The organism is Mesorhizobium sp. M0145, assembly GCF_040322355.1.
Taxonomy (GTDB): Bacteria; Pseudomonadota; Alphaproteobacteria; order Rhizobiales; family Rhizobiaceae; genus Mesorhizobium.
The window spans coordinates 43,658-67,194 of the sequence record NZ_JAMYTK010000008.1; the positions used below are offsets into that span (position 1 = coordinate 43,658).

12 protein-coding genes are annotated in these 23,537 nt (G+C 59.1%); 9 read left to right on the forward strand and 3 right to left on the reverse strand.

Annotated features, from left to right (window positions below; genetic code table 11):
• Positions 1-205 precede the first annotated feature (205 nt).
• A complete protein-coding gene (locus NKJ28_RS14500) occupies positions 206-1,948 on the reverse strand; it encodes a DUF6538 domain-containing protein (protein ID WP_352636166.1) in 1,743 nt (580 codons plus the stop codon).
• Between the two features lie 1,573 nt (positions 1,949-3,521).
• On the opposite strand from NKJ28_RS14500, the gene NKJ28_RS14505 reads away from it, so the two are divergent.
• Genes NKJ28_RS14505 through NKJ28_RS14515 form a run of 3 tightly spaced genes read left to right on the forward strand, consistent with a single transcriptional unit; the run spans position 3,522 to position 12,228 of the window.
• The gene (locus NKJ28_RS14505; RefSeq protein WP_352636168.1) at positions 3,522-5,336 is read left to right on the forward strand and encodes a hypothetical protein; all 1,815 of its coding nucleotides are present in this window, start codon (positions 3,522-3,524) and stop codon (positions 5,334-5,336) included.
• 2 nt (positions 5,337-5,338) lie between these two features.
• Complete coding sequence (locus NKJ28_RS14510) at positions 5,339-6,880, forward strand: hypothetical protein (protein ID WP_352636170.1); 1,542 nt, start codon at positions 5,339-5,341, stop codon at positions 6,878-6,880.
• A complete protein-coding gene (locus tag NKJ28_RS14515; protein ID WP_352636172.1) occupies positions 6,877-12,228 on the forward strand; it encodes an FtsK/SpoIIIE domain-containing protein in 5,352 nt (1,783 codons plus the stop codon). Before NKJ28_RS14510 ends, NKJ28_RS14515 begins: the two co-directional genes overlap by 4 nt.
• A 5-nt stretch (positions 12,229-12,233) precedes the next feature.
• Here the strand turns inward: NKJ28_RS14515 and NKJ28_RS14520 are convergent, their stop codons facing one another.
• Positions 12,234-12,659, reverse strand: coding sequence for a hypothetical protein (locus NKJ28_RS14520; protein WP_352636174.1), 426 nt, complete (start codon positions 12,657-12,659; stop codon positions 12,234-12,236).
• Positions 12,660-12,794: 135 nt separating this feature from the next.
• Between NKJ28_RS14520 and NKJ28_RS14525 the strand changes: the two genes are divergently transcribed.
• Genes NKJ28_RS14525 through NKJ28_RS14540 form a run of 4 tightly spaced genes read left to right on the forward strand, consistent with a single transcriptional unit; the run spans position 12,795 to position 19,083 of the window.
• The gene (locus NKJ28_RS14525) at positions 12,795-13,928 is read left to right on the forward strand and encodes a cysteine desulfurase family protein (RefSeq protein WP_352636176.1); all 1,134 of its coding nucleotides are present in this window, start codon (positions 12,795-12,797) and stop codon (positions 13,926-13,928) included.
• A gap of 39 nt (positions 13,929-13,967) precedes the next feature.
• Positions 13,968-14,903: a DUF4007 family protein gene (locus NKJ28_RS14530; protein WP_352636178.1), complete on the forward strand. Its 936-nt coding sequence runs from the start codon at positions 13,968-13,970 to the stop codon at positions 14,901-14,903.
• Positions 14,900-18,241: a hypothetical protein gene (locus NKJ28_RS14535; protein ID WP_352636180.1), complete on the forward strand. Its 3,342-nt coding sequence runs from the start codon at positions 14,900-14,902 to the stop codon at positions 18,239-18,241. Before NKJ28_RS14530 ends, NKJ28_RS14535 begins: the two co-directional genes overlap by 4 nt.
• Positions 18,238-19,083 (forward strand): phosphoadenosine phosphosulfate reductase domain-containing protein, encoded by an 846-nt coding sequence (locus NKJ28_RS14540; protein ID WP_352636182.1) that lies wholly within the window; start codon positions 18,238-18,240, stop codon positions 19,081-19,083. Before NKJ28_RS14535 ends, NKJ28_RS14540 begins: the two co-directional genes overlap by 4 nt.
• 201 nt (positions 19,084-19,284) lie before the next feature.
• Here NKJ28_RS14540 and NKJ28_RS14545 read toward each other — a convergent pair whose 3' ends face one another.
• Complete coding sequence (locus tag NKJ28_RS14545; RefSeq protein ID WP_352636184.1) at positions 19,285-19,695, reverse strand: hypothetical protein; 411 nt, start codon at positions 19,693-19,695, stop codon at positions 19,285-19,287.
• Between the two features lie 974 nt (positions 19,696-20,669).
• Between NKJ28_RS14545 and NKJ28_RS14550 the strand changes: the two genes are divergently transcribed.
• Together NKJ28_RS14550 and NKJ28_RS14555 are read left to right on the forward strand one after the other, a co-directional pair.
• Positions 20,670-22,394, forward strand: a complete 1,725-nt coding sequence (locus NKJ28_RS14550) for a hypothetical protein (RefSeq protein ID WP_352636186.1) — start codon at positions 20,670-20,672, stop codon at positions 22,392-22,394.
• Positions 22,391-23,431, forward strand: a complete 1,041-nt coding sequence (locus tag NKJ28_RS14555; protein WP_352636188.1) for a tyrosine-type recombinase/integrase — start codon at positions 22,391-22,393, stop codon at positions 23,429-23,431. The genes NKJ28_RS14550 and NKJ28_RS14555 overlap by 4 nt, the downstream gene beginning before the upstream one ends.
• Positions 23,432-23,537: the final 106 nt, after the last annotated feature.

The following is a 23,537-nucleotide window of genomic DNA, read 5'->3' on the forward strand; positions in this document are numbered from 1 at the left end:
GTGTAAAGCCTTGTTGCCTCTGCCTGAGGCCGTGCTTCTCTGATCCGCAAACCCGGGCTTGCAAATGCGATCAACCTTCGTAGTTCGCGGTCGAGCGTGTCCACGTCGGTAAGGCTAGTAGCTGCTGGTATACGGGCAATGATCGCCCAGATACACGGTTAGGCGCTTGTCCATCGCATTGAAGTCACTTGATTTCCACAAGCGATTAAGTGGGCAGTCGGGGCGCACTCGAGAAATCGTTGGGCGCATCGAGCGAATAGATGCTCAATTTCGCGATCTCCGCGGCCATGGTCTTGAGTGTGACCTCGCCGTAAGTGTCGGCAACCGTCCGAGCTGCCTGACCTTGGATTGCATCCAGAATGCGGGGAGGGATACCGGCTTCCATTCCAATTGTTTTGAACCGATGACGCCAGCCGTGGTTGGGCGCAACGTTCGGATCTGACACAAAGGTGCGTCCGAACTCAGCGAGCCGGTTTTTTAAGCCGCGCAAAGCCCCCCGAACATTTTCCGACGGGTCGACATTCAGAAAAAGGTGGCCGCTTGCGGCCTCTTTTACAAAAGCAGGGAAACCAAGGTCGATCACCTGCTGATGAAGGGGTACCTCGCGGGCTTCATTGGTTTTGACGGTTCCGGCTTCAGGAGTGATGCGAATTACCCAGACGTCGCCGCGCAAAGATACATCCTGCTTTCGCAACTGGGCCAGTTCGCCCACGCGAGCTCCGGTAAATGCACACAACCATGGTATCCAACGCTTCGCCGCAAATGTCTTCGGATTTTCCTGCCCTCGCCGATGAGATAGCGCGCCTGAAAGGATGGTTTTGGCCTCGTCATCTGAAAGGCCCTTCGATCTATGACGAGCGGGTTTTCCTACCTTCAAGGTCACACCGGCAGCCGGGTTATGATCAACGAGTCCGTTGGCGACGCCCCAGCCGAAGACGACTTTCAGAGCCGAGAGATTGCTATCTTTAACCGTCTTGGCGGAAACCATCTTCCCGGTTTTCGGCGACGGTGTGCTCAGTCGGTGATCTTTGAAGGCAATGACATCCTTGGCCGCAACCTTTGATGCATCGTTGTGTTTGAGAAACCGAGCAAGATAGGCAAAAGCGTCTCTGTAGCTTTCATAGGTGCTCGGTTTTCTGCCTGCTGCTTTGCTCTCCTTCCACCAGCCGTCCACGAGCCCAGTCAAAGTCGCTGCGTTCGAGCTCTCCTTTACAGCCGCCGTCTTAGGCGACCGACCGTCAGTTGGCTGAGCATTTGCCGAACGATGAAGCCACCCGGGCTCCTCTCCCGGCTCAAACTCGCCGCGTTCAAGCCTTTGCAGCGTCAAGCTGGCTTTCTGCAGGGCAGCCCCCACTGCACGCGAAGTTTTGTGAATGCTCCAAGGATCATCGCAGAAACCATTTTCGGTCAGGATGTCCTTCGCCCTGCTGATGCATCCGGCCCGCATCGATTTCCAAAAGATATTCTCGATTGGCATTGTCCCCGGGATGGGATCAGCGATGCCCTCAACTCCAGCAACTGGATCGGTTGATGACAACGGGTAGTTCTTCCACATGCCCTCGTACAGCTCGGGGTGCCAGTGGAGCTGTTCACTTGGATTGTCGTAGAATTTTGCAAGCCACTCATCCTGCACGGCCGAGGCTAAAAGGTGTGCCTCCCGGTCTGTGATCAGGCGCGGTGTGAGCGCATCCGCACCGGCAGCAGCAGGACGACCCAAACTGCTTCCATTGACCAAATGATTTCCGAGCCGAAGCTGCGCCCACTCGCGTTCATATTCCGCAAGGACCTCTGCGTATTTTCGCTTGGCCTCTTCGGGATCCTTCGTTCCGAGCGTCTTGTTGACTTCTTTGCGGCCGGTCAACACGGCAATGTCTGCTGGTACCCGCTTGCGGAACCAGTAAACGCCGGTCTTACGATGTTTGACAGGACGGCTCATTGCAAGGACCATGTGTAACACCCGTGTGTAGCACTCGGGTAGCCTAACCACATAATTCTGCTAGCTTTTCAGCTATACCAACACCTGAGGAAGGTGATGGTGCCCAGAAGAGGACTCGCGCCCTCATAGCGGCAGACACCTTAACCTGCTGATTTAGCTAATCATCTCAGCTACAGTTAAGGACTCGACTATCACAGTTCCTATGACAGTCAAGGCCGCGCTTATGGGATCGAGCCGTCGCCGCTCGTGAAGCCCGGCGATGGCCGGGTTCACGACTTCGGATTGCGATGGCTAACCCGCAATCTGGATAGTTGCGGACGCTCACCCAATAGAACACAATGCGAACTTATGAAGGGTTGCGGCTAACAACTCTTGCTGGGCTTAATAGAAACGCCTGTGAAACGGAGTAGCCGTGGACGAAGAAGGTGCCAACTTTCTGGAGCGCATCCGATCCGAGGAGGCTTTACGACTGGGTCGTGAAATTGGCCAAGAGACGTATCGAGCTACGGATCCTGCTAATCGCTATGTTCGATGCGGGTGTGGCCGGACCGATTGTTGGACGTACGATTTACTTCCGCTTCGAGCGCATGGAGCCGCCCTCTTTCGAGCGCTGATAGCACTCGGGGTGGATGGCAGGTTTCCGGATTTCTCCAGTCACGACGACCCATGGCCGGGCGTTATATACGCCCTTCGAATGGCTGGCGGCCTAGAGAATTTATCCACTGACCCGGCTTACGCCAATGACGACGATTCGTCATTTTATTGCGAGCCAGTTGCAGAGCGAGAGGACGAAGAGAGAGAGCTTGCCTCAAAGTACACGGCGGCGCTCATCATGTTCAACTTTGCTTGGGCAGCATACGAGGCGGCTATCGAGATCTCCGCCAACGGGCAATTCGCGAAAGACAAGCTCCCTGTCAGGGCCCGACGTATTTTGCACGCAGAGGCGGTTGAAGCATCAAAAATCACTGGATTGGAAGTTAGTTACAAACTTGCACACAAGATTTGCAGCCGCGTTTTGACGTTGAAGCCGGAGATAGAGGACATCGAGACAAAATATGGACTGACGGGCGCTTCCGCGGCCGCAGAGCTCGTACGCATTTTCCGCAATCATATCGTTCATGGGGGAGACATGTTACCGGTCGAATCCGTGGCTCCTTGCTATAGGTTCTACGCGATAACACGGGTTGTGCTCTTGCTGATCCAACATCTGATCCTCCGACGGGTCACGAGGCCCACAGAAGATGTGCAGTTGTCTGCGAATCTGGAGCAGCTCGGGAAGGAGCCCGCGGACTTATTTCTACGAAACCTACACTATGCCGATCGGCGATGGAGGACGTCTATCTCAGAAGACAGTCCCTACGGTCTAACGACCCGGCATTTTGGCGCAGCCTGATCCCCGACGGGTGGCCACAGCCCAGCTACGCCGTGAGCAGCCGCATCCAGACTGTCGCATCAAAAATGCCATGTTGTATTGTTGCGTTTCGCGAGTTCTACAATAGTCTGCAGCTGACTGATTTTCATGGGGCTGCGCTGGAATTCCAGGACGGTCGTCAGCGCTGGACGGCAGTCGTGGGGGGGTGCGTGCATGCCAACTAACCATTGGATCCGGTTCCTTCGGAACTACGGCCCGATTCCCACCAACGACAATATGTACGATGAGACCATTCAACGGGCCCTGGTCCGCTCGAAAATGCAACCTATCGAGCTGCCCGCTCAGTACCTCGAATGGCTCATCGAGAACTTCAAGTCGGAGGATCCCCAGTCGATCATCCTGACGGGCACGGCAGGCGATGGAAAGACGTATCACTGCCGGCGCGTATGGCTTGAGCTTGGGGGCACAGTCGAAGCCTGGAACGGTGGGGAGAAGATCCAGCGGCTCAGCCTGGGATCTCGGCAACTCATCGTGGTCAAGGATCTGAGCGAACTTCGATCCGATGAGAGCAAGCCGCTGATCGAGCAGATGGCATGGGACGTCGCAGACCCGAATTCCCCACGGGTCTATTTGATGGCGGCTAATCATGGACAGCTGCTCGAGAAGCTGAAGACCGCCGGCGGTGACAAGACAACAACCGCACTTGTCGAGGTCGTGGAGAACCTGCTGGTGGCTGGCCGCAGTGGGAACGCGGCCATCAAGCTCGATCTGAGGGATCTTAGCCGGTCAGCTGCCGCGGTGATGATCGATCAGGTCATCGACGCGGTCACACAGCACCCGGGATGGGACGGCTGCTCGGACTGTCCCGCTTTGGGCGAAGGGACGTGCCCCATCCGTGAGAACCGCGAACGGTTGATGGGGACTAACGACAACGGCCTCTTCAGGCACCGGCTCGGCAATCTTGTCGAGGCGAGCGAACAGAATGGCGGGCACTTCACTATTCGGCAGGTGCTCTCGCTCGTGACCAACATCATCCTTGGCCACCCCGAGGCGAGGGACGGACTGATGGCGTGCACCGACGTCGCGGACCTTGCGGCTGTAGGAACGGCGGAACGGGCTAGCCCCTATCGCAACGTGTTCGGCGTCAACCTGAGGCCGAGCCGGGCGGAGAGGACCGAGCCCTTTCGAAAACTCAATCTGTTCGGGATCGGCTCCGAGACGAGCAACAAAGTCGACAACATGCTGGTGTATGGGGCCGATGATCCCACGCTGGTCGAGACTTATCGGGCCCTGGTGCAGTCGGATCAGGTCTATGGCGAGACGCCGGCCTATAAGCGCGCGCAACAGTCCTATCTAGAGGGCGACGATCCGAGCGCGGTTGCGCGCTTTCTCGGCCTGCTCCGCGGCCAACGTCAACGACTCTTCTTCACTATTTCCGATGAGCTATCGGAAACCCTCGATCTGTGGGACCTGACTGTCTTTCGCTATGCGGGTCTCTATCTAGAGACCGCTCGCGCCTTGGCCGAGAAACGGCCGCTGCCTCGGCAGGTGATGCCAATGATTATGCGCGGACTCAATCGCGTGTTTACTGGCATGCTCATCCAGAATCAGGACGAACTGGTTCTGGCGAGTTCGGGAAGCCAATCGCAATCGAGAACAAGTCCTCTGTTGGAGGAATTCGTCTCGGTGGCCCGCCGGGGTGGCGAGGAAGTCTCGCTCCTTAGCGACAACGCGGGGGGCATGACCCTGGTGGTAAGGCTCGCGCGCGACGACCCGCCAGCGGTCACGCTCCAACTCTCCACCACTCGATTTGAGTTCTTGGGTCGCGTGGCCGAGGGCGCGCTTCCGACGAGCTTTTCGCTCGAGTGCCATGAGGACTTGCTTGCCTTCAAGGCAAGGCTCCTGAGCGCCCTCGAAAGGCGGCGCTTGCTCGACGGTGACGATCGCAGCGATGGCATCGTCCTCAAGTTCATCGACCTCAATCCTGACGGTAGAGCGTCGTCGCGTAGCGTTACGGTGAGGCTCTAGCGATGGAATTTCTGAAGCGGCCGATCTCTCGTGAAGATCGCACTGGACCGGCGTTCTGGATCGACGAAGCGATCTGGGGCCATCGCCTGCATGACGAGCAGACGCCCTGGCTGATCCTTCTCGAATTTCTTGGGGTGCTGAGATCGGAGGAGCTCGCTGGCCGCGCATTGGCGGAGGATGAGTTCAACACTCTCACCTACCGGCCACAGACCCAGCTTCGTTTGCGCAACCTCATCTTCAACAACCCCTACCTTTTGACCATCGGCGCGGAGCGTCTTTCCGACGAGGCAGCCTGGACCAAATGGTTGGAACTGATGAAGCAGAACGCGGGGGGTCTTGAGAGCCGCGATTTCAGCTATCTGCGCGCCCGATTCGATTCCTTCGACGATTTTGCATCCGTGGTTGGGTTCTTGCAGTCCTCCGCCATAGAAGGGGCCAGCAATAAGCGCTGGAGTTCGAAGTTCGTTTTCCCCTTCGGGCCGAGCGCGCTGTACGAGGACGCGGCCGTGACGGCGTCCGGCGTGTCGACCGACCGACGCTTTTTCGCCCGTACAGGCGAAATTCTCTATCTGATGCTCTGCCGGTCAAAGCGAGCCGCTGACCTCAAGGAACGGCTGGTTGGAAAGCTGTTTGATCAGCCCACCGTCTACGACCGATTGGTTGCGGCGCTGCAGGGAGATCCGCAGCTCGCTGAAAACGAGCGGCCGGGCTCCTACCTCCCGTGTTCCACTCACCCCATCTTCGATCAACTCGCGGACGACTGGATTGCCATTCTGGACAGCCCGATATCGGTCTTCGATGCCCTGCCCCATATCGTCACCATCACGGGCCTCAACCTCGTTCGATACCAGCTCGACCGCGCGCGTGAACTCCTCGACTCTATTCCCATCACAATGGTCTGCGAGATCGTCTCTCCACGAAAGACGGTTGTTCGCGACCTTGCGGCGGACTCCTTTCAGGCGAACAACGCGCTGCCAGGTCTGGCTATAGAAAAGTATGTCCGCGACGCCCAAACCTCCCACGATTGGCAGGTGGCCGTGGCGTCCGATGATGCCGTCCTCAGTGCGGCGGAGGTTTTGGCTCGCCAGTACGACTGGCCGGACCCGGACGAACTTCCGACCGGGATGAGCAATCCCCAGGATCTCATCGAGGAGCTCGTCAGCCGGGCGAAAGGGCGACACGGCCAGCACGTCGGCAAGGTCCACGCCACCTGGGCGCGGCAGATCGGGCTGAGCTCCCGCCGCTCCAGTCGACGCGTGCGGTACGCACCCACAGATCGACTGCTGAAGACATTGGTCGTGTGTTGCGTCAGGGAACGGATGGAGTTCAAAGACTTTCTGGCTGAACTCTACATCCGCTATGGCTTCGTTGTCGGGGACCAGCAAGCGTCGAGTATCATTGGTGCCGGCAAAGCTGACCAGGAAGATTTTTCCGACAACGCTCGCCGATTGGAGGAGCGGCTGATAAGCCTCGGCCTGCTCAACCGCCTTTCGGACTCAGCAGCTTATGTCGAGAACCCGTTCCGTCGCGAGGTGAGGGCATGAACGCGCTCGATCTCATCGGAACCGCCGGCGCAGCAGCGCTCGAGGAGCGGCTGCAGGGCCTAGGCCCCGACAGCGGCACCGCCCGTTTCATGCTGGATCGCCTCACGGGACCGCAGGTCGCCGCGATCGTCAGGCAACTGGTCTCGGATCCCTCGATACAGTCGCGCGTCAAGATCGCCGTTCCGCGCGCTTTGGTGGACGGTCAGGGGCTCCCCGAAACCGTAATCACCGATGAGCGGACTGTCGCGTGGCGGCACGCCGAGTGCGACCGCCCGGCGCTACTCATCGCGAACACCGACGACGATCAGGGCGCTTCACTTCACGATGTGACCCTGATCGGCGCCAAGGAGCTCAAGGACGGTGCGGCGTTCTGGGTGCTGCCGGCCGCCGATGGTCTCGGACTACCGCAAGAGCATGTCGATGCATGGCAGGTGGCCCTCAAGGCGCTATCGAGCGTCGATGAGTGGCCGCTTGCGCAGCTCAGCAACTACGTCGCCATGACGTGCGATGCCATCGAGGGTATGTCGCTGCCGGTCGCAGATGCACTCGGCTGGGCGCTGCCGGCGCTCCAACTCCCAAGGGACACCGGATACTTTCGTTCGCAACGGCCCAAGGACCTTCAGCAGCAAAGCCGGTGGCGGCGGCTCTACGATAAGCTTATTGCCGACCGAAGACCGTTGCTCTCCAAACAGCGGCCTAATCGCCAGCTGATCGAAGCCGAGGAGCTACGCGACCAGTTCGAGACGGTTCGCGACGAGATCGCAGCAGAACTGCATCCAACCATTGAGGCATTCATCGCATCACCGGCAGGGTGGCGCGAGGAAACCGAAAGGCTCGCCGAACTCGAATGGGAGCAGGATAACGTCCTCCTCGTCTTTTCGGGCCTCAGGCTGAAAAAGCTGAAGCTTCCCGAGGAGACCGTTCAGTTTTTCGACTACGAGCGTCCCGATCGGCTGAGCGATGCCGACAAAGCGTACCTCAACGATCTCAAGGGCAGGTCCCTCAAGGAGGCAAGAGAGGACGACCGCGAGTTTTTCGAAGGGCATCGGGAAGACTTGGCCGCCAATCGGCAGCTCCGGGCCAAATGGGAGAAATTCGTCTACGGACGTCCGATCGAATGCATTGACTTCTTGGACGGGTTAGTCCGCAGCATCGAGCGCCTCTTCGCGCAGCTTGGCAACTTCAAGGTACCCCGCCGGATCGATATCCGATCCTCACGCCGGACAAAGACGCAGTGGCTCGACATGAATGTCGACGTCGCGCGCGCCTTCAGTCTCAAATATAAGGCTCTGAAAAACCTGCTCCCCGACGCAGTGAGCTGGGACACACCGCATATTTTTGAGTTCGAGGCCTTGCTCGAAGCGGCGAGCAAGAGCCGGAAGTTCCGTGAAACCGTCTCGACTTCACGCGCGAATATCCAGGTCAAGTTCGACCTGACTCTGATTGTGGGGAACGGCCCGACCGCCGAGAAGAACGTCGTGCAGTTGATCTGGCGCGGCGAGCCCAATGCCATCGGCCTGGCCCTGCCCGACGATCTGGGGCGACTTGAGAAGAACCCGTTCGGCATAACCGAAGTGTCGCGCATGCTGGTCAGCAAGAAGGGCGCTATGCAGTCGGTGTCCCTCAGCGACGTGGGTACGCTACAGCCCTCCTTCCGTCAGAATGCGGGCTCCCTAGTTCCGCGTTCGACCAATGTCGAGGACTTGGGCAAGGCGTTTCCCAGGGCCATCAAGGCCGCAGTGCTCGCGGGGCGACTATCGCCCCCCGCCGGAGCGGACCTTGGAGAATCGTGGACCGCTTTCGCCACGGGCTATACGGCAGCTATTGAGGACTGGCGGTGCAATGGTATGGGCGGGGCACCGCAACTTGACCAAGCCGATCTTTATGGCGCCCTTCTCGATCAACTTCGAAGCTCCGCCCCTGGCGACCTGAACCGTCGAGACCTGTGGGAGCCGGTCCTCAAGATCGGCGCCGTGCAGATTGCCGGCGCGGCACCAGCCGCGATCGTCGCCCCTTGGCATCCCATGCGCATGGCCGCGACAACGGTCAAGATGCGCGCCGTCTGCGGATTGGTTGATCACCTCCTGAAAGCCGAGGAGATCAACTTTGGAGACCAGAGGCTGTTCTTTGCCGATCTGCGGTCCGAGCTCGCCCACCCCTACTACCCCGAGGCGGTACCCGGCTTTACCGGAGGCGAAGCCGTTCTGCTCACGGAGACGAGCACACACAACGACTACAGCCTGATGGAACGGCCAGTTCGGGATCCCTCGGAAGCATCTACAGATGTCGATCCGGCGGAGGCCGCGCGAGAGATCCATGGACTCATCGGCCGCTATCTCGATCTGCAGCCGCACGAGCGCGCTAACCTCAGCATCATGCTCTACAACTGCGATACTGCCGGTCTGCCGTTGGCCACCGTCAACGCATTGGGGTCAGTGCACGAGGAAGAAGTTCACTGCAATGTCCTGGTGCGCCATCGAGACCGTTCGAAGCTCAACCGAGTCTATACCGATCTGCTGGATCAATCGGGCAGCGACCCCGACGCCATCGTCGTGAGTGAAACGTCGCTCAACTTCATGTCCAAGCTCAGGATCGGTGTGATGCTCGAAGGCAGCACCGGGCGGCGTGCGCCTGATGAACGCAGCGTCGATGTGGCGTTCCTCCATGATGTGGTGTCGAGGCAGGCCCGGGAGTCGTGGTTCTCCGTATCGCGCAATAACGACACCGACCCCTCGATTCTTGATCACGTCCCGCCGCGCTGGTCGTATCGCAGGGTCGTGGGCGAGGAACAGCTCACGGCAACCAGCTATCTGGTGTCGCCGCGCCAGCCTCGTGTTGGCTGGTCTTATCTCGATACATTGGCGGGCGTGATCCGCAAGCAGTCGCATCGCGCCAATGAGCACTATCTGCCCGCCCGGCAAATCTCGCTGCAAGACCATGGCCTCGAAGCCATGTTCAAAGACGTTCACGGGTTGGCCGAGTGGGTCGCGACCTATGACGACCTTCTCGACAAGCGCCAGCTCGCGGCGCAAGGGATCAAGGTGATCCGATATCGCCGCGAACGGACGCACGGACGCAACATGGTGGTGTCCTCGACGGCCGACCTGCGCGTTCTACCGGTGCTGGTCCGTCGCCGCTTAGATCAGCTCAGCCTTGGACTTGCCGACGATCGTGTCGCCGCGCTTGCGGATCGGATGATCGCTGACGCTTCGGCGATTTCCGGGGACATAATCTTGCGCGCTGCCAAGCGTGGAGTGTCGGCGGGCGAGCTGATTGGGCTCGTTCTCAGCCGAGCACTTGTCGCTGAGGAACTTCCCAAGCGTCCGGCGTCCTGGTTCCTCCTCGATGACTATGCGCAGTGGCTGGGTCAGAGAGAAGAGGGGATCGCCGACATTCTCGCCCTAAGCGTGGATCCCGGCCTCGACGGAAGGCCGAGACTCCGCGCCGTCGTGACCGAAGCAAAGTATGTGGAAGCGAACGGCCTGGCCGAAGCGAAACGCCATTCGAGCCAACAGCTGCGCCAAACCATGCGGCGGATGGAGGACGCATTATTTGGCGATCCTGGACGGCTTGATCGTGACCTCTGGCTTTCTCGTCTCGCAGATATCCTGCTCGATGAACCCTCGGCGTTGGGCTCGGGCTTTTCCCTGGAGGACGTAAGGAACGGCATCCGAAACGGCACGGTCGAAATTGACCTCAAGGGCTACTCCCACGTTTTCGTATCCGGCCCGGCCGAAGCAGGAGGCTCTCCTGGCGACCAAGACGAGGTTAACGAGGTCCGGGGTGTGCAAGAAGTCTACACTCGAGAGGGCCTCCGGCAGTTGATCAAGGCCTATGAGGCATCCGGTCCGCTAATCGGGATCAGGAGCTCTCTGGGCGATCGTAGGCCATGGGAGAAATCCGAATTCCGCGCGCCCGCACCACGCGTGCGGTGGACCTCGAAGGACATTCCGGCAAAAGAATCTGGGCCAGCACCGGGCGACAGCCCTCCCAATCCAAGCCCACCGCCTGCACCGCCCTCGCCCCCTCCGACTCGGCCGAGGGACGGTGATGCTGCCCCTGCCGCCGTCGCCGATGCCGTTGTCCACGAAGTCGAATATCCTTCGGAGGTTTCATCCACTTCTGTGCACGAAACCGGACATGAGCCTGTGGGCGTCGCGGCATCGGGCAGCGCAGAGAGCTTCGCTGCATTGGTGTCCCGGCGGGCTGGGCAGATTCAAGCGGTGGCTAGCGAGGACGACCAATGGCTTCAGGCCACGGCAAGTCAGCTCCGGACCGCACTCATGGGTTACAACCTGCAAGCCAAGATTGCCGGTGTGCGGTTGACGCCCAATGCTGCCTTGGTGAGGTTCGTCGGCAGCGATCGGCTTCGCGTTGAGGACATTGAGGCAAAGCAGTCGGCTCTTCTGACGACGCACGGGCTGCGTCTGATCTCTGTCTCCCCGCTGCCCGGTGAGATCGTGGTGGGTGTGGCAAGGCCGAAACGTCAGATCGTTTCGATGTGGGACCTTTGGGCGCGGCGCGTACTGAACCGCAATGCGGCGGGGCTCAACACGAGCTTCCTGCTCGGCCTGCGCGAGCTGGACGGCGAAATACTGTATCTGAATCTGGGAGGGCCATTTGCCGGTGGATCTCAGCACGACCCGCACACGCTCATCGCAGGTGCCACTGGCAGTGGCAAATCGGTTCTGATCCAGGCACTGATCCTCGACATTGCGGCGACCAACTCGAGCGCACTCGTCCACATCCACTTGATCGATCCCAAGATGGGCGTCGATTATTCTGCCATCGAACGGCTGCCGCACGTGAAGGGCGGGATCGTCATCGATCAAGCGACGGCCATCGAAACGATGGAGGGGCTCGTCGTCGAGATGGATCGACGGTACGAACTTTTCAGGGAGAACGGATCTCGTGACATTCGCTCTTTCAACATCAAGGCCGCGCCCGTGGCACGCCTACCGATGAAGTTCCTCGTCCATGACGAGTTCGCCGAATGGATGCTCACCGAGGAGTACAAGGGCGCCGTCACCTCGATCGTCTCGAGGCTCGGGGTGAAAGCGCGGGCCGCGGGCATCCACCTCGTCTTTGCCGCGCAGCGACCTGATGCCGGCGTCATGCCGGTCCAACTGCGGGACAATCTTGGCAACCGACTCATTCTTAAGGTCGCGAGCGTGGGGACTTCGGAGATCGCCTTAGGCATGAAGGGCGCCGAAAACTTGCTCGGCCTCGGTCACTTGGCGGCCCGATTGAGCGGCGAGCCCTCAATCGTCTTTGCCCAGGCGCCGTTTCTGTCGGACGAGGATATCGAAGCGGTCGTGTCCGCCATCGCCGCTCAAGATGGCGGGTGAGTTTGCTAGGAAGGAAACGGAGGACAGAACAGGAGGACGACGGCATATATGACCCCGGCAAGCGAAATTACCGTCGCGGCCCATAACAAGAACTGGATGATTTTCACCGTTGAGGGTGGCCGTGTCATGTCTTTGAGTGAGACCGCATAGTCGCCGTCTAGCTTGTTCAAATTTCCGATGTAGCGGCTAAACGCCAAGCTGAATCGGGTCATGATGAACACGCTGCAAACGCTCACAATGGCAGCGAAGAGGAAGATCCCCACGGCGATAAGCCTATCGGACTTGAGCTGCGACGCCGCGAAGTACCAAAGCCCGCCGATGGCTACCGCAAACAGCGGCGGGATTTTATAGAGGATCTCATTCATCGCCCGGAAATGGGCATACTGCTCTTTGTAGATTTCATTGACGCTTACGTCCTTACCGTCCGGCATGATATTCTTCCCTCCTGCTAGGCTGACACTCTATCAGGAAAAGGCTGTGGCTGCGGCCACGACGACCCCTGCTTCGAATTTCCGCTGATCCGGATTAGGTTGCGCTTGATTCGATGACAAATGTCACAGGCGCCCATGCCGATCTATCTTGATGGTCACTCGACAACTCCTCTGGCGCCAGAGTCCATGGAGGCAATGGCCCCTTGGTGGCATGCCCAAGCCGGCAATCCGCATTCTCCTCACCTGAGGGGCATGTTGGCGTCGCAGGCTGTCGAGGGTGCGCGCTCGGACATCGCCTCTCTTGTTGGCGCCGATCCGCAGGAACTCGTGTTCACGTCAGGGGCCACAGAAGCAAACAACATCGCGTTAAGGGGCACCGCGCTCGCCGCACTCGAAGCCGGGATCGATCGGCGGGAGATCGTCGTGTCAGCTATCGAGCACAAGAGCGTGCTCGCATCCGCCGGTTCACTCCGCAGTGCCGGCTTCCGAATCATCGAGGCTCCGGTCGATGTCAATGGCGTCATCGATATCCCGGCGCTGGAGCGCCTGGTCAGCGACCGGACGCTGTTGGTCTCGGTGATGGCCGTGAACAACGAGGTAGGGTCGATCCAACCGCTCGCCGATGTTATCCGCGTATCTCGGGCGGCAAGGGCTCTCGTTCATGTAGACGCTGCGCAGGCAGTCGGAAAGCTCGCCTTGGATTGCGCAGAGTTCGATCTGGCGAGTCTGTCCTCGCACAAAATGTACGGTCCCATGGGTATTGGTGCGCTGTTCGTGTCGGCCGCATCCCAACTGAGGCCTCTGCCGGTGCTTTTCGGTGGGAGTCAGGAGGCGGGTATCCGCCCCGGGACCCTGCCTACGCCGCTCATTGTTGGATTCGGCATGGCCGCCAAGGTCTCTAGGACGAGGCTTGGCGCTGATGCAGCACACTCGCGAAACCTGTCGGTCTTGTTCCTCGAAGAGCTACGCAGCAGACAGGTGCAATTCGTTGAAAGTGTTTTTGAGCAAAATCGAGTCCCTGGAAGCCTTAGCCTTAGATTTCCTGGCAATGACGCGATGTCCATCATTTCTAGGTCTGGAGACCGGATCGCGATTTCCGAAGGATCAGCTTGCACAAGCGGCCAGATTACTGCGTCATATGTGCTGCTCCGCATGGGATTCACCCAGAAAGAAGCCTCGGAAACTGTTCGGTTGTACTTTTCGCGGTACAATAGCGAAGCCGACGCTACGGAGGCAGCAGTCGTGCTCTCCGAAATAGTCGGCCGGTAGGGATTGCTGCTGGTGGCGACCTCCAGTAGCATCCGCTCCATGTTGAACGACCTTTATGATCCGGCCACCGCGATACGCGTTTCAGGCCACGAGACCTTTTCGCTCCGGCTCCTGTGGCTAAAGAAAGCCTTCGATGCCGCGTCCGGTCCGGACGGAATCGATCGTAGAACATTTCATGAACAAAGCGCAATCGCCACCTTCGGTGTCGGCAGGAACATGGCGCTGTCCATGCGTCACTGGGCTTTGGCTACAAAGATCCTGGAGGATGGCGCCACCCATCTGAAGGCCAGTGATTTAGGCCGAATGATTTTTTCAGATGGCAGTGGACTGGATCCCTACCTGGAACATCCATCGACCCTCTGGCTCATACATGCCAATCTCGTGAGCGAACCGTATGCCGCAACGACGTTCTACTACGCGTTCAACCTCCTCAATCAGATCGCCTTTACGCGGGAAGATCTCGTAAGGGCTATGGCTTCCATCGTTGATGCGCGAGCGACGGCGAAAGCCACTCCCGAGACTCTGAAACGCGACGTCGAAGTGTTCGTGCGCAGCTATGCGCCGCGCCACGCCGATACCGGCGAAGATGCAGCCGAACCGCTTTTGGTCGAACTCGGCTTGTTGCGCGAGCTCCGCTCGACCGGGCAACTCGAATTCGTCCGCGGGCAGAAACCGACGCTCGAAGACAGCATCTTCGCCCTCGTGTTGAAACGCTTCTGGGAGCGCCATCACGGCCTATCGCCGACAATTTCGGTGGAGCAGGCGCAGTATGGACCCGGATCGCCGGGTCGGATCTTCAAGCTTGATGAGGACAGCCTAGTTGCTCGCTTGCTGAGTATCGGGGACGCGACCGGCGGCAAGATGGTGTGGACTGACACGGCGGGGCTTCGTCAAGTCGCGCTGAATGGCCGTCTCGGAGAGATCGACGAACTCGGACTCATAAGAGACGGGTACCGGGTTCGGAGGGCCGCATGAGCAAGCTTGCCGACATCGTCAAAGTAGAACGCCGTTTCGCGCTTTCTGCCAGGATCGACACCGACCTTAATGGTACGCCGCCCCTCACCGGCTACGTGCTGCAGGCCAGCGTACGCAAGTCGCTCGTAGCAATGCTGACGGGGATCGCGGACGGTTCCCAATACGCGTTCACGTGGACGGGGCCATATGGTGGCGGCAAGTCCTGTGCTGCGCTACTCGTTGCCAACCTTGTCGCTGGCAACAAAAAGCAGCGCACCCTCGCCGAAGGGATTGTTGGATCCGAACTATCCGACCAGTTCTCGTCGGCCTTTCCAGGGCGTGGCCGCTCGTGGGACGTCCTCGCACTGACGGGCAGACGCACGAGCCTTGCAGCCGCATTGGCGGAAGCGGCTGCAAGGGCATTCGAGTGGCCGCAGGCGACAATTGATGCTGCCCATGACGAACGAGCACTCATTGATTCACTGGAGGCCCACGCACGTCAAAAGGGCGGCCTGCTCATCGTCATCGATGAGCTCGGCAAGTTCCTCGAGCATGCCACGAATTCTGCCGGAGACGTTCACATCCTGCAGGACCTCGCCGAGCGGGCGGCGCGTTCCGATGGCCGGTTGGTCATTGTCGGCATCCTGCATCAGTCCTTCGAGCAATATGCCAATCGCCTAAGCCGCACGGGACGGAACGAATGGGCAAAGGTGCAGGGCCGCTATCAGAACGTTCCCTTCGTCGCGCAAGCCGACGAAGTTGCCGCACTTATCGCGCGAGCCATTGGCAGCGATCACGCTCCTGCAAGCGCCAAGGCGATAGCTGAACGAACGGCCGAAGCTATTTCGCATCGGCGCCCGGTCGATGTGGCCGCGCTCACGGAAGTTCTCGCACAGACCTGGCCGTTGCACCCGGTTTCGGCGTTGTTGCTGGGTCCGGTATCGCGGCAGCGGTTCGCACAAAACGAGCGGAGCGTCTTCGGATTTCTGTCTTCTTCCGAACCCAGTGGATTTCAGGCGCACCTTGCACGCACTGAGGTTACCGAGGATGCCTGGTATGGACCGGATCAGCTTTGGGACTACCTGGTGGCCAATTTCGGCAGCGCCTTATCGGTTGGTCCGGAAAGCAACCGAATGACACTGGCTATGGAGGCCGTGGAGAAAGCCGCGCTATACGGGCCGCTGGCGACAAAATTGGCGAAGGCCGCGGCAGTTGTCGAATTGTTCAGGAACGGCTCTGGACTATCGGTTGCCGACGACATCCTCTCGCTTTGTGCACCTGAAGCGAAAAAGGCCGAGGTCACCGCGACCATCAACGAATTGGTCAATCGGGCCATCCTCATCCGGCAGCCGCGACTTGGCGGGTATGCCCTGTTCGCCGGCAGCGACTTCGACCTCGACGAGGCCATCTCCAAAGTCGCGCTGAAGCTCGATGCGGACGTGCTCGCCGACTTGCCGTCGCGGCTGGGTGTCGGGCCGATCGCTGCCAAGAGTCACTATTTTTCGACTGGGGCGCTGCGCACCTTCGATGTCGTCATTCAGTTTGCCGATGATAGCCCGCAGAGCCCCGCCACATGGGCCAAGAGAACGGCCGCCTCGCTGGCGAAAACGAAGCGGCGGTCCGCAGGTCTCCTGATCATGCTGCTGCCCGATGCCCGAACCTTCGAAGCGCCAATCAAAGTGGCGGCGAAGCAGCTGAGCATAGAACTCGAAAAGCTCGGGGTACTTGGCGGTGTAGCGGCAAGCGAGAAGGTCTATTTGCTGAGAGACCATGCGACGGATCTCTACGCGTTGGATCGCATTGAGGAAACGCATCCACAACTCGAGGGAGATCGCATCGCACGCCGGGAACTGTCCGCCCGCAAGACGCTGATTGCCGAGATTGTGAGAAGCGACCTTCTCAAGGCTTTCTCGTCGGCACGTTGGTGGGCCTTCGGCGAAGGTGCAAAAGACGGGGGGGGCAGAAAACTCGATGGCAGGGAATTAACGGTTGTCGCGTCGGCGCTCTCGACAGCTGCGTTCAGTAGTGCGCCTGTTATCCAATCCGAGCTGCTTTATCGAGATAAGCCCTCTTCAGCCGCCATGGCGGGCCTGCGAACACTGATTCATGCCATGGTCTCGAAGGCGGACATCGCGGATTTGGGCATCGAGAACTACCCCGTCGAACGCGGCCTCTACATCACAATCCTTCGACCGCTGGGTCTTCACCGGCAGGACGAAAAGGGCATTTGGCGTTTTGCCGATCCCGGAGAAGACAAAGCGGGCAAGACGTTGAAGCCTGCGTGGGCGGAGCTCAATGAGAAGCGAGTAAACCTGGCCGAGCTGTTCGACAGATGGGCGGCCAGGCCGTACGGCATCAAGCGGGGAGTTATGCCGGTTCTGGTGCTGTCCTATCTGCTGGCCCACCGAAATGCAGTAGCCCTGTATGTCGACGGCATTTTCCAGCCAGCCATCGATGATGTGGTGGCGGACCGAATCCTCCAGGAGCCCGGGGTCATCGAGTTCCGCCGTATCTCGCGTTCGAAGCGCGACGAAGCCTTCGTTCAGCAGCTGGCGGCTCTTCTTTCGAGCAAGACAAGCCCTATCGAGGCAAAGGCACTTCCTGTCGCATCGGCCCTTTATCAACGCTTTCATGCTCTTCCCCTATGGGCGCAGCGCACTCAGACGCTGGACGACAAGGTTCGAAAGGTCAGGGATATTGTGCTCAAGGCGAGCGATCCGGAGGCATTGCTGTTTTCCGACCTCGCGGCAGCCCTCGAGGGAGATCCCGACCCGGCCGTGACCGTGGTCTCTGCTCTCAACAAGGCCGAGTACGCATATCCCAAAATGCTTGATGTTCTTCGCAAGAGCCTCGCGGAGAATCTGGGGGTAGATCCCAAGACATTCGAGGGGATTGGATCACGGTCCTCAACGGCGTCAGGGGTGTCGGCCGAGCTGAGAGTGGACGCGTTCATCATGCGTGCCGGCGCGTTCGAGGGAGCAGACGGCGACATTGAGGGTCTAGCGAGCCTGTTGGTCCACAAGCCGCCGCGCAACTGGTCGGACCGCGAACACGAACAAGCGATGTTCGAACTCGCCAAACTGTGCCTGCGCTTCCGCGAGGCAGAGACGTTTGCCGCCGTTCGCGGTCGCTCACCGACGTCACAGGCAATTTCCGTGATGGTCGGCCTGAACCCGAAAGAGAAGCCCCACTTCCACGCCTTTCAGGTATCCGAGAAGGAGCTTGAGGCGGCCGACCAAGCCGCGGACGACCTAATGGCGCGGCTCCGCGGCAGGGGAATGAGACCGGCGGTCGAACTCGCCGCCCTAGCCCGCATAGTTGAGCGGCTATCGAACAGCAAAGGGATGGAGCCAGCATGACCCAGGTGCGCGAGCGTCACATCCTAGGGATTTCTGGTGGGCGGGATAGCGCGGCCCTTGCCGTCCATATGCGGCAAACGCGGCCGGAACTCGATCTGGAGTACTTTTTCACCGATACAGGTAAGGAGCTGGCCGAGGTCTATTCGTTTCTCGACAAGCTCGAGGGTTTCCTGGGAAAGCCGATCACCAGGCTCAATCCCGACCGGGACTTCGACTTCTGGCTTAAGGAATACAACCACTTCTTGCCTTCGCCCAAAACCCGGTGGTGTACCCGGCAGCTCAAGCTCCGACCGCTCGAGCACTGGCTGCGCGATGACCTCGACGCCGGCGTGATTATCCATTCATATGTCGCCATCCGGGCAGATGAACCTACCCGTGAGGGATATCAGGCGACGCACGGCAATATGCAGGTCCACTTCCCTCTGCGGGAAGACGGCATCAGTCGGGCAGGTGTGATTGAGACGCTTGAGAGCGCGGGCTTGGGCGAACCCGAGTACTATCGGTGGCGGACTCGGTCCGGGTGCACATTCTGTTTCTTCCAGCAGAAGATTGAGTGGGTGCGGCTGAAGCGAGAGCACCCCGCTGCGTTCGAAGAAGCCAAGGGCTACGAAAAGACCGCACGTGATCACGGGTCGCCTTTCACATGGAGCCAGGGCGAGGGGCTGGATGAGCTGAGTTCGCCCGCGCGGGTTGAAGAGATCGAGCGCGAGTTCGAGCAGCGTCGCGCCCGCCTGCTGGCTCGGCGCCGCGTGAATCCGCTTGCCGGCAATCAGACCCCTACCATCGATGACGTCTACGGGATCGACGAGGCCTCGGCTGGCTGTGTCATCTGTCACAAGTGACGAGTGAGGGGAATTCCCCGGGTGGAGTAGGGCTAGAAAACCTATGTACTCTTCCGGCGCAGGCGAGCCTGTTTCCCAACAGGGTCCCCAAAGACCTCCGGAGTGCCACCTCCGCGAGATGCAAAACAATCGTTACGCACCTGTCCCGCGGTATCTCATCGCAGTAATCACCGTCGACACGATGCGCAATCATGCGCCCGCTCAGTTGGGGGACTTGGCGTAGTGCGGCAGCATCCGGTTGATGATGAGTGCCGACTCTTCATCGGCGAATGGCAACACAGCCATCATCGCAGCGACGTACTGGGAGTCGGTCATTGATCTCGCCGATGAATCAGTCGACCGTTCAAACCGTCCTCTTGAAACGAAGTCCATGTCGTACTGAAGTTGAATGCGAGGAGTCGGCAGGATGCCTGCCGCCTTCATGCGAACGGTGTCCAGCTTCAAACGATACTCGTCGACCGGGTCTTCGGACTTCGTCTCAATGCCGGCATTCGCGAAGAGAAGCTTCTGTTCGGGCGTCGGAAGGTCCTGCGGCCGGGAAACCGATGCACGTGATAGAATTTCAGTCTGCTTGTCGCTGTAGTTGATGTCAGATGCGGAATGGGTTGCCATGTCGGCTCCTTTGTCAAATTGAGGTTTAGGATTCCCCGGACTTGAGCGCTGACTTCTCAGAAGATGCCGATGAGATAACCGCATCAACGCTCAAACGCCGCGCAGATAAACATCATGACAAGCTGAAGTATGCCACAGCATCTCAGCCTACTGATACTGTACGGGGGGAAATGTCAGCTGTCCCACAGCTGCCATCTAACACAAATCTTGGCAGATGAGTTCATGCGTGTCAAGAAATTTGGGTCAGCGGCTCACGGTCGGTTGGGGGGATACTGCCAGATCGGAGCGCCGAGAGGCGCAGCACACTGCCGCCGCCGCCGCATTACTCCTAGAGCTAACAGAATGTGCAGGCACGTAGCGATCTTTCCGCAGTTACCGGGTCAAGCTGGAAACAGGCCGCGGGGACCCTGGGAATTCATCTCTGGGCTTTCATTCTGTCGGACTAACGCGACATCGCTCCGGCGCTTTGGAGCCCTAAATGCATAAAGGAAAAAGCGAGCCGGCCGTCCAAAAAAAATATTCAGAAATACAAATTGCATACGGAAATCATAGACTAGTCATTCCCCTATGATGTGGTAATATAGATCTTGTGACGTATGGCAGTATCGTGAGCAGTAATTTACCAACAATTGAGTAATACTATAGTCATTTGCCCAACAGTATCGTCTTTAACGATACGAATTAACGTTAATTTTAACGTTAAACTGCTAATCCATTTGAAATTCTCAAGAGTTTGTTGTCTTGCTTGGCTTGAGCAGCGGACAACTGCGGTGTCTCGAAACCCGATACGTCGGATCGAGAGGGCGGGAAAGGATATAGCCAAATGGCTTGTCATACCGCCTGGGCCGTAGGGGAACTTCTTCTACGCCTTTATATGTTTCGTAGAAGACAGTATTCCCGAAATCTGCTCCTAACCACAACTGCCGGGAACACCGGTTGTTGCTTTTTCAACCCATGGAATAGGAGTGAATACGATGACCATGATCTTTACCCCGGCACCAAAAATGAATGAGGTGCTTACTGCTGTGCTGTCCCACCCTGGTCTTTCTTCGCTGAAACGCCAGGAACTTGAGTCCGCCTTGCGGAGCCTTGAAAAATGGGCCGGGCAGAGTCTCAATAACATACCCGCCACCGTTGCAGACCTCAGGAACCTCTTTGGTCAGATGGAGCCGGCCGCCCTTGGGATCAGGCCCAAAACATTTGCCAATGTGAAAAGCCTGTCCCTCACTGCCATCACAAAGAGCGAACTCGTCCCCGGCATCTTTGAACGGCGGACTGGGCGCCGGCCCAAATCACCTGAGTGGGCCGAGCTCTCGAACAGGCTGCGGCTTCCGATCCATCAGAACAGCCTCTCCCGGTTGATAAACTGGTGCAGCCGTGCGGGGATTGCTCCGCACGAGGTGAATTCGCGTGTTGTCGAACGCGTCATGGCAGACATGGAGAATAGTTCGCTGCGTCCGAACCTGTATCAAGTTTATCGCAGCATGGCCAAGGTGTGGAATGAAATCGTCGACATCTTCCCCGAGAAGCGCCTGCAGAAGGTCGATGTCCCTGTGTCGCGTTCGCGCCGCACCCGCGTTCCGCCGACCGGGTTTCCAGAGAGCTTTCTCGCCGACTGGAATGCCTTTGCTGCATGGGCTCACGGCGACGATGTGTTCGCCGATAATGCCCGCCCGACGTGCCTGAAGCAGACTACGCTCGATGGGTATTTCCGCCGGGTCCATTTGGCGGCGAGCACGCTGGTGCAGACCGGCGTGGACGTCGCCTCCATTCAGAGCATCGCTGACCTGGTTGCGGTCGATGCCTTCAGGCGCATTCTTCGCAAGAGGCACGAAGTCACCAACGGACAGCCGTCCTACGAGAACTTCTTCTCGGCTCAGCTGTTGGTTCAGCTCGCACGCGATTGGGTAAAAGTTGACGAAGAGACTCTCGCTGAACTCAAGCGCTTAGCCAGGAAGGTACCGCCACCGACCTTCGGGATGACGCGCAAGAACAAGCTTCTGGTCATGCGGTTCGATGACCCGGACCTCAAGAAGCGCTTCCTGACTGCGCCGGAACGCATGTGGCTGGACGTGCGGAACAGCCAGCGGCGCAACCGTTGGCGCCTGGCGGAGTCCCAGGCTGCCCTTGGCATCGAAATGCTGATGTTTGTGCCGGTTCGCCTGAAGAACCTGACGGCTCTGGCATTCGATCAGCACCTGTTCCTTCGCGACGAGGGCACGTCGACGCTGATGTTGTCGGCCGATGAGACGAAGACGGGCGAGTCCCTTGAGTTCGACCTCCCGCCACAGCTTGCGGCACGCATGATCGAATATCGCGACGTGATTGCGCCTACGGTGCTCGGCCACAAGCCGAAGCACCTCTTCGAAAACGGGGATGGCAGCGTGAAGGGCTTCGCGACGGTGCGCTATCTCGTGGAGCGCTACTTCAAGCAGTATGTCGGCATGCATATGAATCCTCACGCTTTCCGGCATCTGGCGGCAAAGACCATCCTGGACTCCAGCCCGGGCGGCCACGTAGTTGTGCAGCACCTGCTTGGCCACAAGAAGCTGGAGACGACAGCGACGTTCTATGCCGGGCTCGATACCCGGCGCGCAGGACGTCACCACAATGCTCTGTTGGCAAAGGCTCTCTACGAGAGTCGCGCCAAGATCGATGCCACCCGGTCCCGGCGCCGCCAGTTGGAGGACGTGGAATGACACGTCACCTCAACAGCGGAATGCCGTTTGATGCCTGGCCGTCGCAGGACAGGGAGCTGTTCCAGCGTGTCTTCGAAGCCATCGATGTCTTCGACAGCGGGCCAGGGTCATCCCTGGCCCCGGCAACCAAGTATAGCAGGAAGGTCGACTACGGCCTGTGGCTGGGCTTCCTGTCCCACATCTTCCCGGATGCCCTCGAACTCAAGCCCGGGGATCGTGTCGACCAGAGCCGCGTCGAGGACTACGTCGAGTATCTGCGCGAAAATTGCCGCGAGACCACCATCGTCCATTGCCTTGCACGCCTGTTCTACACGATCCGGGCATTCTGTCCGCATCGTGACTGGCGGTGGCTCTACCGCATCTCCAGGCGGATTGCGGTAAAGGCGGTGCCGATGAAGCATCGCCAAGTGCTGAGCTCGGATCTCTATGCTCTTGGCTTGCGACTGATGGATCGTGCCCTCATCAAAGCAAATGCACTGGGACGCCTTACGAAGAGCTGCGCCATCGCCTATCGCGACGGTCTGCTGATTGCCACGCTGGTGGAAGCGCCCATGCGCAGGGGTGCGTTCTCGCGCCTGCAGATCGATGACCACATGATGCGGGTCGGCCAACGATGGTGCCTGACTGTGCCGGCAGAAAACACCAAGACCAGGACCGCAGAGGAGTACGAGCTGTCAGAGCGACTGTCTCGCTGTATGGACATCTATCTTGATCAGATCCGTCCGGAGTTCCCGGGTGCTGACACACACAATAGTCTGTGGCCGTACGAAGGGCGGCCGATGACCGACAAGATGATCAGGAGGCGCATCATCAAGTGGACGCGGCTAGGTCTCGGCTTCGAGGTCAGCCCACATCGCTTCCGAAACGCCGCAGCAACCTTCATCTCGATCGCCGACCCCGAAAACGTACGGCTGGCGAGGGATCTGCTCGGCCATCGATCGTTTGCAATGACCGAGAAGCACTACATCGAAGGCGCGCAATCCCGCATTGCCGGACGGGAACTGGCGGCCATCCTTGCGGGGCGCGGGCAGACTTAGCCCGCGCTCTGAAACCTCTAAGTCGCACAACGGATTGGCGGCGGCACCTAAACGCTGAACTGGAGATCTTCATCCTGACGACGGGCCGAGCCCGCCGCTGCCGGAG